Genomic DNA, 13,217 nt, shown 5'->3' with positions numbered 1-13,217 from the left:
TTTACTCCAATTCCCTGAAAATACCTATATTTTCTACCCCCAATTTGTTTATGCATCGGAATGGCTCTTATCCCAAGCTTAATTTTTAAGAGAAAGCACCGCTTTCTCTGGAAGGATGAACTTGAATTCGGAGCCTTTTCCAAATTCGCTGGCCACAGCAATGACCCCGCCATGCAACTCGACAAGCTCTTTGGAAAGAGCCAAGCCCAGCCCTGTCCCCTGATATTTACGGGTAAAGGTGGAATCGACCTGCTGAAAAATGTCAAAGATGGTTGAAAGGTGCTCTTTTTTGATGCCAATGCCGGAATCTTGTATCGAGATGCGAAAAACTCCTTGATTCACCTGATGAGATTGTAGCTTGAACTCTTCAGCAAGCACATCGGCTTTTCTAAAATATTGAACGCCAATCTGGATTTTTCCCTGTTCAGGCGTGAACTTGATGGCATTGCCAACCAGGTTAAGCAGAACCTGCCTTAATTTCCGTGAATCGGCTTCAAGAAGAGGTAAATGGGGAGGTACACTCACAGTAAAAGCCTGGTTCTTTTTCGTGTACAAAGGGGTGACCGACTGTTGTATTTCCTTAATCAATTCTTCAATGGCAAAACTTTCAAGGTTCAATTCCATCTTACCTGCCTCCACCTTGGCCAGATCAAGAATGCTGTTAATCAGTTGCAACAAATTTTCGGCATTTTTAAGGACTTCGTGCTGGGCATCGCGCTGTTCCTTGTTTAGATCTCCCAATACATTATCCAGTAAAATTTCAGAAAAACCGATAATGGCCGTAAGGGGTGTGCGTAACTCATGGCTCATGATGGCCAAAAAGTCTGATTTGATTTTGTTGGCTTCTTGAAGTTGGAGGTTCTTTTGTTTTATTTCCTCAAAAAGTTGGGCCGACTCAATGGCAAGGGCGGCCTGGTTTGAAAAATTATCCAGCGAGTCAATCACACTTTCTTCGACGAAACCTTTTTCAGAGGCTCCTATAAAGGCTCCAATCACCTTACGTTCAGCCACAAGGGGGGTGATGACAAATTTTTTAAATTGGCAGCGTTTTTGTATTTCCTGAACCTTTTCCAGGCTTATTTCAGGGACAAACCCGCGCGTCAGCTCGATCATTTCATTACGAATGATGACCCTGTTTTTTAAAATGGATTGATATGCAGAGTTTTCGGAAACATCGGGAGGAAGATAATAGTCTGAAACTTTTCTTCCAATAACCTCTTCCATGATGGCAATGTAGGGGTTGCCTTGGGGAAAATAAAAATAAACTTTCTTGTCATTTTTATGAAGCAGGGCCAAAAAACAAACCTCAAAATCAAGTCCCTGGATCACTCCTTTGAGCACTTGATCAATGACGGAATCAACTTGGGAAACCCTTCTTATCGTTGATCCGATGCGATTAAGCGCCAAAAGCTGGTTATTGCGCGTTTCAAGGGCTTTCTCTTTTATTTTTGAAAAATAATGGGCGATACGGGCCCCATAAACCAGGATTGCCAAAGCCACGGGAAGAAAAACAAGATTGAAAAAATACCCAAACCCCTCAATGATAAAAGGTGAAGATGGTTCAAAAGGATAAATAAACGACTTGATCCATCCCAGCTGCAAAAGGGCGAGCAACCCACAATAAGACACCAAAGCCGCTGTGGCGGCGAGCAAGGCCATGATATAACCAAAAAAAGAGCCCGCAGCCACGACATACAAACCATAAAACAGAAAGACCACAACCGAATCAGCCCCCAGCAAGTAAATAAGGGTTGTCTGGCTGATGACATCGGCGCTTACTTCCAAAATAATGGAGCGAAGAATGTGTTTTTCGTGAAGAACATTCCAATAACAGATGGCTGTAATCAAAAGCCCCAAATTGAAAATAAGGGGAACCAACGGAACTCCTCCCCAAATTTTCGGATAAAAAACAATGAATAGAATCCAGCAAAGGAAAAAAATGATCAGGCGCAACTTGGCAATAAAAAGATGCCGGCCCTTGAAATCAGGAAGCCTCATCTCATCAAGCAAGCTTAACCGCAACGACTCAAGGCGAGAGCCCTGTTCCATGATTTTCAACCCTTTCCATGATGTTTAGCATCTCATCGGCATTGACTTCCTTACCTACCAGTCTTTCACTTTTCATTTCTATCTGATTATTGTCCAAAAAGACAACCGTGGGCCACCCGACAACATGAAACTTTTCGGTGGCCTCGCGACATTCAAGCGTCTCTCGCGTACAATCAATTTTGATAAAAACCCATTTTTTTGAGAGAGTCTCTTTTACTTGGGGATTGGCCCATACTTCATGATCAAGCTTAATGCAGGGAGGGCACCACTGGGCAAAAAAATCAACAATCACCGGTTTCACCTGGTTTTTTGCCAAAAGCAACCCAACTTGTACCGAATAAGCCTGGGAGGCATGGTCTGAGCTTGAACGAATCTGACTGACAATGGAGCGGGAATAATAAAAAGAAACCACAATCACCAAAACTCCCAATATTCTTTTAAGCCATACCATCCATGGCCCTCCATGCAAGCGGACATGCAAATAACTATAAAAACCCCCCAATACAAAAAAGATGAGACCCATTCCCAGGGCGTAACTCATCAGCAACCAAAATCCCAAAAAAACACTTTTAGTCTGCGCCACAAAAAGAAGAATGGGACCAACAATGGGCCCCACACAAGGGCTGGCAAGCAGCCCCATGGTAAGCCCTACGACAAAAGTTCCTTTAAAGCCCTTGGTTGAAAGATGGGCCAGTTTGTTTTGGATTGAAACCGGAAGTTTAATGTCGAAAAGGCCCAAAAGCGAAAGCCCCATCAAGAGCAGAAAAACATCGAGAATGACAAGAAAAGTAATGTTTTGAAATAGAAATCCCAGGCTTTTGCCAAGAAGGGCCGCAAGTACCCCCAGCCCTGAATACATCACAGCCATGCCCAAGACCAGCACAGCCACCACCCATAAATTGTGTTTCGCATTTTCTTTTTTACGAACACCGACCACTGCCAGCGTGACAGGAATCATGGGCCAAACACAGGGGGTTAAATCCGTCAAGACTCCACCCAAAAAAGCAATCAAAAGAGCCAGCCAAAAAGTGTGATGGACCAATCCCTCAAAATCGGGGTGGGACATGAAGTGAACGATTTTCTCAATGAAAGAAGCCGATGAAGGTAAAAAAGGTTCTTCCCCTCCGATAGGTGTGATTATTCCCTCCTGAATAAAGGGACTCTTTTTGAATGAAACGGATAAGGGCACATGCATCAGCTTATAACAAAGCTTGTCGGAACATCCCTGAAACTGGATATCCCCCTTAATGCTGGCAGATTCCAGATGGTTGCTAGAAAGTAAGCTGATCGGTAATTCCAAAATCACTTCATTATAATAAACAGGAACAACATACCCCAAAAAAGGGTCGTCCTTCATGACGGGTTCCGGTTTTTTCAGTGGCCCTACGCTGACCCCCAAAGCAGAATCAATTTGAACATCCAGTTTTTCGGCATAAAGATAAAACCTGTCTGGAATTTGAAAAATAATTTGAAAACTTTTTGTTTCTTCCTGGCCCAAAAGTGGCAATTGATCGTCATAAGCCACGACAAAGGGATTTTCCTCATTCCCTCCTGTTTCAAAGGAAGAAGAGCTTTGCGGTGAAACAAGGGCGATAAAAAATAAAAGGCAAAAAAGAAGCTGTTTTGACATGGGCTGGCATTTTAATAGAAAAGAACATCTCTTACAAGAAAGGCTTGTTTTTCTGAAATAAAAGTTGCCGAACACTTGGTAAGTAAGCTATTTTAAATAAACTATGGCAACCGATGAGCCCGTACAAGTAAGCAAAACAGCCAAGACCCAGAACAAGGCCATGATCAAGGCCGCCCTCACCCTTGCCAAGGCGACCAAGGCCAAATACTTTTTTGTCTATATTGATGCCGTTGAAGACGATCTTTTTCCCGAAGAATTACCCAAGGGGCTTCATCTTATTTTGGTTACGAAAAAAAATGTGGGATGGAACGGTAAAACCCCTGTTAAAGCCGTCGTCCCCTTGCCAAACCTTAAACTAGGTCGTTTGGGCCTGGTTAAAATTGCCACCATTTTCGCCATTTCTTCCAAATTAGTCAGCCCTGAAGACATGATTGTCTTTTTAGCGGGTAAAGCGGAACAGGGTATTTTGGATATGTTGATGGCCATGCAAATTGGCAACGAATCTGAAATGCTTACAGGCACTGACTTTGCCGAGATCCCCGACACCATTAAACCCACTGTGTTTGAACACGCCTTAAAACTGGCCATTGAACTTTCCACCAAAGGCCGCGAAGGCAAGCCCGTGGGCACCATTTTTGTGTTGGGCGATGAAGAAAAAGTGATGCAACTTTCCAAGCAAATGATCATCAATCCTTTTAAGGGGTACGAACAAGATGAACGCAATCTTTTAAACCCTGCCTTAAGAGACACTCTCTTTGAATTTGCCGCCCTGGATGGGGCCTTTATCATTTCAGGAGATGGTGAAGTAATCGCCGCGGGTCGTTATTTGGGGGCAGCCATTGATGAAAGCGACATTCCCCGGGGCTTGGGCGCCAGACATATTGCCGCCGCAGGGATAACGGCATTGACAAATGCCATCACCATTGTTATTTCGGAGTCCACCGGTGATGTCCGAATTTTCCGTAAAGGAAAAGTCATCATGAGTTTTGACAAACCGCCCAGATAACAAAAGTAACTAAACAATAACCGGCAGAAAAATTATGAAAAAGACTGAAATCAAATATTTTGACCAACGCACCTATAAAAGAAATATCGACATGGGTTTTATCAAAGAGGATGAATTTAAATCCTTTATGAAAGCCCTGCCCAATTGCGAGGGGCAATACGATATTGTCACCATGGAAGATGAAATTGAAGATGATATCGAAGACACTCTTGAAGATAAATCGGGCATCGACACTTCTACCGACGAAACTGCCTAATGGGCAACTTCATCCCGTCCCAACAAATGTTCCAAAGCCTTAGGATAGCTGTGAATGCTTAAAATCAAAGCAATGCTGTGTTAATTTGCGCGGGGTCAGGATATTTTTTTACATTGATTCAAATTTCAAGGCAAAGTTTTTTTGACACCATGCGTAAACTTAAGCTACACTAGAAAAATGCCCTTATCCCCCTTACGACGAATTTCCCGCCGTTTCCTAAGGCGCACCAAAAATTGGGGTACGGTTGCTCTCCTTACCCTGGGTGGCAATCAGGTTGAACGTAAAGCCATCCTTAAAGGGTGTAAGCGCCCCGTCCTTCTTATTTATGGTTTTGGAGCCACAAGACGAACTTTTTCCATTCTCGAAAAAAGGCTTTTTAACGACGGATACACCGTTTTCAGTATTAATTTGGGAGGCATTTTCGATACTTTTAATACCCATGCCATTGAAAATTTGGCCGCTCGTATTGATCAAAAAATTGAGCACCTCTATGAAAAATACAAGTTCAGGGGAAAACTTTCGGTCATTTGTCATTCTAAAGGAGGCCTTATAGGGCATTACTATGTTAAACGCCTTGGCGGGGATCGTCGTGTAAAAGTTTTGGTTACTTTGGGAACTCCCCACAATGGAACACCCTGGGCCCTGTTATTTTCAATAACTCCGGTTGCTCTTGTTCTTAAAAGTGTCAGGCAAATGTCCCCTCTTTCAAATTTTATTCAACGCCTTAAAAAAGGACCTTTTCCCAAGAAAGTAAAAGTATATTCCATTTTTTCAAAGGATGATCGTATCTGCATGTATCCGGGAGCGGTTCTGGAAGAAGCCCCCAATGTGAAGAACGTCGAAATCCAGGGAACAACCCATTCCGAATTCCTCATCAAGAAAAATGTATATTATGTGATTAAGCACGCCCTTGATGATCAAATGCCCCAATCACTGGAAGATAAAACGCGGGAAAGATTGCAGGAAGAAATGAAAAAGCCCGGGAGACTGCGATTGATCCAAAACCTTCGTTAAAATTATTTTTTCCCCATCCATTCTGTAGCCCCTAATTTAAGCATCTCGTCAGCCAAGCCTGCCAAAGTTTTTATGAGTTGACCTCGATCCACTTCCCCTTCTTTTTTTACAAACGGATTCCCCAAAGGATGAGCTACAAAACATCGATAAACTGCTTTTTCTTCTTTTAATTTAACATGACACCCCACAGGCACACGACAATCTGCTCCCAAAACGGACATAAAAACCCGTTCTGCCATGGTAGCTTCAGCTGTTGAAAAATCATTCAAAGTCCTAACAAGATTGCGAGTGGTTGGGTCATCTAAGCGTGCTTCTACAACAATGGCTCCTTGGCCCACAGCTGAGATAGTCGGAAGTGTTTCCATCATAGGACATTGCAGGCCCAACCGCTTCAAGCCGGCATAAGCCAGAACAATTCCATCGTATTCTCCTCTTTGCAGTTTAAGCAAGCGAGTATCAATATTCCCTCTTAAATCTTTATATTGAAGATCAGGGCGTATCTGTCTTAGTTGGATTAAGCGGCGCAGACTGGAAGTGCCGATAACTGAACCTTTTTTAAGTTGCCCAAAATGATTTTCACCAAACGATAAAAATACATCGCTTGCTTCTTCTCGTGGCAAAAATGCCACAAGACCAAGTCCCTCGGGTAAAAAAGCAGGAACATCTTTTAAACTATGAACGGCAAAATCAACACGGCAATCAAGTAAAGCCTCCTCAATTTCTTTGAGAAAAGCACCTTTACCGCCAAGTTCAAAAAGATTGGAATCTAAAAACTTGTCTCCTGTTGTTTTTATGACAAGTTCTTCAATTTCTATATGAGGATGTTGGGCTCTGATTTGTGCACTGACATAACGAGATTGCCAAAGGGCTAGCTTTGAACCACGAGTTCCCAGTTTGAAAGTTTTTTTGGTCATAAACAATCCCAATTTTTAAAAATCATCCATCAACCATTTTTGAATAACCACATTCCTTATTCGGGCATTTAAGCTCTGTCCCCCTGCTTTGAGTGACTTTTTCAAAGAGATAGGGATGCCGGCATTGGGGGCAGGTCTGGTTGACGGGCTTGTCCCAGGTGGCGAAATCACAATTGGGATAAGCGGTGCAGCCATAGAAAAGGCGGCCCCTTTTTGATTTTTTCTGCGTGAGTGCCTTACCGCATTTGGGGCAATTAACCCCCAAAGGAATGGGTTTGGCATTTTTACATTGGGGATATTTGGAACAGGCCAAGAATTTTCCGTAACGCCCCGTTTTTACAATCATGGGGGAAGAGCATTTGTCACAGATCTCATTGGTGACTTCCTGTTTTACTATTTCTATTTTGCCTTCGGGCGTTTTTTTGAATTCCTTGGTGTTTTTGCATTCAGGGTAAGACTGGCAAGCCAGGAATTCCCCATTCCGTCCAAATTTTATCACCATGACAGAACCACATTTATCACAGGCAATGTCGGTCGGGATTTCCTGTCTTTTTACATCCTTCATCTGGACTTTGGCCTTGGCCAAAGTTTTTGAAAAAGTTTTATAAAAATCACTCAGACTATCGGTCCATTTCATGGTGCCTTCTTCAACACTATCTAGTTCATCTTCCATCTTGGCCGTAAAAGTAACATCGAGCACATCCGGGAAATTTTTGACAAGGAGATCATTGACAATAACGCCAAGCGAGGTGGGAAGGAATTTTTTCTGGTCATTTTTTTCGGCATATTTCTTTTCCTGGATGACCGAAATAATGGAGGCATAGGTTGAAGGCCGCCCAATCCCCTTCTCTTCCAAAATTTTTACCAGGGAAGCTTCTGTGTAACGGGGGGGAGCTTGCGTAAAGTGTTGTGAGGGAAGAAATTCATGGCATGCAAGCGTTTCGCCTTCTTTGAGTTCGGGAAGAAGCCCTCCCTCTTCATTTTCCTCGTCGCCCGATTTGGCAGATACTCCATCATCATCTTTGTCTTCGGTATAAACCGAAATAAATCCATCAAACTTAATAACAGAACCACTGGATCTGAATTGATAATCACCGCCATTAATAATAAATACGGTCTGATCCAAAACGGCGCTGACCATCTGGGAGGCCACAAAGCGTTTCCATATAAGTTCATAAAGCCTGAAGGCATCCCGTTCGAGATATTTTTTCACCTTATCGGGAGTATATTGCATCGAGGTGGGACGAATGGCTTCGTGGGCATCTTGGGCGGTCTTTTTTGTCTTGTAAACATTGGGTTGCTCCGGCAGATAATTTTTCCCATAGGCATTCACAATATACTGGCGCACTTCTTCAATGGCTGTGGGCGCAATACGCGTGGAATCCGTACGCATGTACGTAATAAGCCCTGCAGGGCCTTCATCTAACTCAATGCCTTCATAAAGGCGCTGGGCAAGCATCATGGTTTTTTTGGCGGTAAACCCCAATTTACGTGAAGCTTCCTGCTGAAGTTTGGAAGTGATAAAAGGAGCCGTGGGGTGCCTTTTTTGCTCCTTTTTTTGAATTTGGGCTAAGTGAAAAAATTGATTTTTGAGGTAAGAAACAATTTTATTGGCCTCGTCTCCTGATTTAACTTCTATCTTGTTCCCATTTTTTTTTGCCAAGTGGGCCACAAATTCCGGCTTTTTACTTCCTTCAAGGCGTACTTCAAGACTCCAATATTCTTCCGGTTTGAAGGCTTTTATTTCTTCCTCGCGCTCACAAACAAGACGTACAGCAACTGACTGCACACGACCGGCAGATAAACCCCGACGGACTTTGTCCCACAAAAGAGGTGAAATTTGGTAACCGACAAGCCGATCCAAAATGCGGCGGGCCTGTTGGGCTTCAAACATGTTGCGGTTAAGTTCCACAGGGTGTTCAATAGCCTCACGTACGGCGTTTTTGGTGATTTCATTGAAAAGAACACGTTTAATGGGAGGGTGTGATTTGATTCCCTCGATCACTTCTGAAACGTGCCAGGCGATAGCCTCTCCTTCACGATCAGGGTCAGGAGCCAGGTAGACAATTTCGGATTCCTTGGCCACCTTTTTTATTTCATCAATAACTTTCTTTTTTCCGGTAATAACTTCGTATTGTGGTTTGAAGTTGTGTTCGATGTCGACCCCCAGTTTTTTGGTCGGAAGGTCCTTGATATGCCCAATGGAAGCCCTTACACGAAAATTCTTTCCCAAATATTTTTCAATGGTTTTGGCCTTGGCCGGCGATTCAACAATGACGAGGTTTATTTTGGACATAGTTTCATTAAGCTTAAAAAAGGTCTGAAAAGTAATGGTGAAAGCTTTTGAGTGTCAAGACTAAAATGATGGTTTGTTGGTCTCTAAACTTCAAAATTAATGGCCTGTTGAATAAATTTGGCTCCTTCGGGATATTCACCCGTAAAACACGCATCGCAAAACCACTCGCGTGGTTTTTGTTTTTCAAACCAGTAAAGCGCTTCGGTTGAAAGATAACTCAGGCTATCCGCATTAATGAACTGTCGAATTTCTTCAACGGACTTGGAAGCCGCAATCAATTCTTTGCGTGTGGGAGTGTCAATGCCGTAATAACACGGCCATGTCGTTGGGGGCGATGAAATGCGCATGTGCACTTCTTTGGCTCCCGCATCACGAACCATTTTGACAATTTTTCGGCTGGTGGTTCCGCGTACAATGGAATCATCAATGAGCACGACGCGCTTACCTTTCATCAATTCACGGACAGCGTTTAATTTTATCTTGACCCCAAAATGGCGGATGGAATCTTCCGGCTCAATGAAAGTGCGTCCGATATAGTGATTACGCACCAAAGCCATTTCAAAAGGAATTTTTGAAACCTCCGAATAGCCAATGGCGGCCGGGACTCCGGAATCGGGAATGGGCACAACCATGTCGGCTTCGATGGGATTTTCCTTGGCCAATTGGGCTCCAAAACCTTTGCGTATTTCATAGACGTTACGATCAAAGACAATGCTGTCCGGGCGGGCAAAATAAATATATTCAAAAATGCAATGAGCTCTCTTTGCCGGATTTGGAAGAGGTTTGAAGGATTTCATTTCTCCTTTTTCAAACAGGACAATTTCACCCGGATCAACCGAACGGATGTATTGGGCTTCAATCAGATCAAGCGCGCTGGTTTCGCTGGCGACAACATAGGCATCCCCTTTTTTCCCAATAACCAGTGGCCTAAAACCATGGGGGTCTCTGACGGCCACCATACGGGTTTCAGTCAAAAACAAAAGAGAGTAAGCCCCTTGCAAGCGCGGCAGGATTTCGGTGAGACGATCAATGATGTTTTCCTTTTTTGATTGTGCCAGAAGATGCAGGATGACTTCGGTATCGATGGTTGATTGAAAAATGGCCCCACCCGCTTCAAATTCGTGACGAATTTGGGCTGCATTAACAATATTGCCATTATGCGCCACCGAAAGCGCCCCACGGGCATAATTAATGGTAAAGGGTTGGCAGTTTTTGAGAATAGAAGCTCCCGTTGTTGAATAGCGCACATGCCCGATGGCCAACTCACCACGAAGATCATCCAAAATTTTATTGGTAAAAATATCGGCCACATGTCCCATGGCAATATGCCCAATCAGATGCCCCCCATCGTTAGAAACGATACCTGCACTTTCCTGCCCTCGATGCTGAAGTGCATACAAGCCAAGATAGGCCAGTTTGGAAGCTTCAGGGTGATTATAAATGCCAACGATACCGCACATAATTTTTGGTAAGGACAGGTCGCGACCTGTCCCTACATTCCAAAAATACCCTTCTCAAATCCTTCGGACCAAATTTTTTCCAATTCATTCCGGGACTTTTTGATCCACACATCACCTTTACTTGAGGTAATGACAAATTGGTCAGGAACCACTTCCCCCAAAACCATGAACGAAACGCCCCCACTTTGAGCCCTCTTTTTGACTTCGTCAAGGGCTGAGGGCGATAAAGAAACCACCACTCTTGATTGTGATTCAGAAAATAATAACAAGTCTTTACGAATACTTTCTTCAAGTTTTACACTAACTCCAAATTTTCCTCCTCCGAAACAGGATTCAGCCAGAGTGAGGCTAAGCCCCCCTTCTGAAATATCATGGGCTGATTTTAGAAGTCGGCTTTCAATTAAAGACAACAAAAGGTTCCATAATTTTTGTTCCGTCTGAAGACACAACTTAGGGGGAAAGCCCTGGATTTTTCCATGAATCAAATTTAAATATTCTGAAGCGCCCAACTCTTCTTTGGTCTCTCCCAACAAAACAATAATATCTCCGGCATTCTTATAAAATTGATCGAGGGCCACACTCACATCTTCAAGCAAGCCCACCATACCAATCATCGGAGTGGGGTAAATGGAAACACCGTTTGTTTCATTATAGAAACTCACATTACCACTAATGACCGGAATATCAAAGCTGCGGCATGCTTCTGAAATTCCCTCAATGCACTCTACAAACTGATCCATGATTTCTGGACGTTCCGGGTTCCCAAAATTAAGACAATCCGTTAAAGCAAGTGGCTTGGCACCCGAGCAAACAAGGTTTCGCCCGCTTTCAGCAACAGCAATATGTCCCCCCGTACGAGGATCCAAATAACAATAACGACTGTTGCAATTGCTGGTGACAGCCAGGCCTTTTTGGGTGCCCTTAACCCTTAAAACAGCGGCATCCGAGCCTGGAAGAACAAGGGTGTTGGTCATCACCTGGTGATCGTACTGGCGATAAACCCATTTTTTGGAAGCGTTATTGGGATGCCCCAATATTTTTAAAAAACATTCCTCCAGATTTTGGGGAACAGGAATATCCTTTAAAGAAATTTTCTGGAGAGCCTCCAAATCTTGGGAACGTTTTCGAGGGCGGTCATAAACAGGGGCTTTGTCGGTAATAGGCAGAATGGGAAGATCAAAAACTTTTTCTCCCTTAAACCATCCGACCACTCTTCCTGAATCGGTCACAACACCCACGGGGCTTGCATCCAAGTCCCATTTAACAAAAATTTTCTTCACTTCTTCTTCGCGTCCTTTTTTGGCCACAAGTAGCATCCGTTCCTGCGATTCAGAAAGCATCATTTCATAAGGGGTCATTTTCTCTTCGCGGGTGGGAATTAAGTCAAGATTCATTTCAATACCGGAACCTGCACGGGAGGCCATTTCAAAGGAGGAACTGGTAAGACCCGCCGCCCCCATGTCTTGAATGCCCACAATACAATCAGTCTGCATCAGTTCCAGGCAGGCTTCCAAGAGTTTCTTTTCAGTGAAAGGATCCCCTACTTGAACAGTGGGACGTTTTTGTTCGGCCTTGTCATCAAAAACATCGGAGGCCATCGTGGCCCCATGAATACCATCGCGCCCTGTTTTAGCGCCCACATAAAAAACGGGATTCCCCACACCCGAGGCATATCCCTTAAAAATCTTGCTCTGTTCCACCAACCCGACAGTCATGGCATTGACCAAAATATTCCCATTGTAGGAAGGATCAAAAACAACATCGCCTCCGACTGTTGGAATGCCCATGCAATTACCATAACCGGCGATACCCGAAACAACGCCACTTACCAGATAAGGTGTTTTGGGATGGTCGACACTTCCAAAACGGAGAGAATTCAGATTGGCAATGGGCCGGGCCCCCATGGTGAACACATCACGAAGGATGCCCCCCACACCGGTCGCCGCTCCTTGGTAGGGCTCGATAAAAGAAGGATGGTTATGGGACTCCATTTTAAAAACCACGGCCAAGCCATCTCCAATATCGACAATGCCGGCATTTTCTCCCGGCCCCTGCAATACACGAGGGCCCTTGGTGGGAAATCCCTTTAAAAATTTGCGGGAGCTTTTGTAGCTACAGTGCTCCGACCACATCACTGAAAAAATCCCCAGCTCAACAAGATTGGGCTGGCGACCAATTAATTGAAGAATTAATTGGTATTCATCAGGGGTGATATTGTGCTGTTTTAATAATTCAGGCGTTATCATTATTAATGTACGGGCGAACCTTGCCTGCCCGCCTCAGGAGGGTGTTCGCCCCTACGTGTTCATCAACGATTCAAAAATAAATTTTCCGTCATGGCCTCCAAGAGCCTCTTCAGAAACACGTTCCGGATGGGGCATCATGCCCAAAATATTTCCCTTTGGGTTGCAAATACCGGCAATATTAGCCCGTGCCCCATTGGGGTTAGCTTCTTCAACAATTTCACCCTGGGCATTGGCGTATTGAAAAATGATTTGGCCGTTGTCTTTGAGTTTTTTTAAACCATCATCATCGATAAAATAATTGCCTTCCATATGGGCAATGGGGATTCGATATGTTTTGGTTTTGGAC

At 43.9% G+C, this 13,217-nt stretch carries 9 protein-coding genes and 1 pseudogene (1 of these 10 running past the window's edge); 3 read left to right on the top strand and 7 right to left on the bottom strand.

Going from position 1 to position 13,217, the window contains the following annotated elements; genetic code table 11:
- Positions 1-78: 78 nt before the first annotated feature.
- Both A2048_09800 and A2048_09795 read right to left on the bottom strand, forming a co-directional pair.
- Positions 79-2,049, bottom strand: a complete 1,971-nt coding sequence (locus A2048_09800; GenBank protein ID OGP08424.1) for a hypothetical protein — start codon at positions 2,047-2,049, stop codon at positions 79-81.
- Positions 2,027-3,679 carry a hypothetical protein gene (locus tag A2048_09795; protein OGP08423.1) on the bottom strand — a complete coding sequence of 551 codons (1,653 nt, stop codon included), beginning with the start codon at positions 3,677-3,679 and terminating at the stop codon, positions 2,027-2,029. The genes A2048_09800 and A2048_09795 overlap by 23 nt, the downstream gene beginning before the upstream one ends.
- Positions 3,680-3,782: 103 nt before the next feature.
- Here A2048_09795 and A2048_09790 point away from each other — a divergent pair, with 103 nt between their 5' ends.
- The 3 genes from A2048_09790 to A2048_09780 all read left to right on the top strand — a co-directional run bounded on the left by A2048_09790 (position 3,783) and on the right by A2048_09780 (position 5,955).
- The gene (locus A2048_09790; protein ID OGP08422.1) at positions 3,783-4,685 is read left to right on the top strand and encodes a hypothetical protein; all 903 of its coding nucleotides are present in this window, start codon (positions 3,783-3,785) and stop codon (positions 4,683-4,685) included.
- Positions 4,686-4,719: 34 nt separating this feature from the next.
- The gene (locus A2048_09785; protein OGP08421.1) at positions 4,720-4,941 is read left to right on the top strand and encodes a hypothetical protein; all 222 of its coding nucleotides are present in this window, start codon (positions 4,720-4,722) and stop codon (positions 4,939-4,941) included.
- Between the two features lie 177 nt (positions 4,942-5,118).
- On the top strand, positions 5,119-5,955 hold the full coding sequence (locus A2048_09780; GenBank protein ID OGP08420.1) for a hypothetical protein: 837 nt from the start codon (positions 5,119-5,121) through the stop codon (positions 5,953-5,955).
- Positions 5,956-5,957: 2 nt separating this feature from the next.
- On the opposite strand, the gene A2048_09775 is transcribed toward A2048_09780, so the two are convergent.
- The 5 genes and pseudogenes from A2048_09775 to A2048_09755 all read right to left on the bottom strand — a co-directional run.
- Positions 5,958-6,869, bottom strand: coding sequence for a hydroxymethylbilane synthase (locus A2048_09775; protein OGP08419.1), 912 nt, complete (start codon positions 6,867-6,869; stop codon positions 5,958-5,960).
- A gap of 22 nt (positions 6,870-6,891) precedes the next feature.
- The gene (locus A2048_09770; protein ID OGP08418.1) at positions 6,892-9,165 is read right to left on the bottom strand and encodes a DNA topoisomerase I; all 2,274 of its coding nucleotides are present in this window, start codon (positions 9,163-9,165) and stop codon (positions 6,892-6,894) included.
- 83 nt (positions 9,166-9,248) lie between these two features.
- Positions 9,249-10,625, bottom strand: a complete 1,377-nt coding sequence (locus A2048_09765; GenBank protein ID OGP08417.1) for an amidophosphoribosyltransferase — start codon at positions 10,623-10,625, stop codon at positions 9,249-9,251.
- 32 nt (positions 10,626-10,657) lie between these two features.
- Positions 10,658-12,871: a phosphoribosylformylglycinamidine synthase II gene (locus A2048_09760; protein OGP08416.1), complete on the bottom strand. Its 2,214-nt coding sequence runs from the start codon at positions 12,869-12,871 to the stop codon at positions 10,658-10,660.
- Between the two features lie 51 nt (positions 12,872-12,922).
- Positions 12,923-13,217: pseudogene (locus A2048_09755) on the bottom strand (hypothetical protein) (it continues 278 nt past the right edge of the window).

The organism is Deltaproteobacteria bacterium GWA2_45_12 (assembly GCA_001797365.1).
In the GTDB taxonomy this organism is placed as follows: Bacteria; UBA10199; UBA10199; order UBA10199; family UBA10199; genus UBA10199.
Note: the sequence above shows the minus strand (reverse complement) of the source record. Positions and strands in the feature narration are given on the sequence as shown.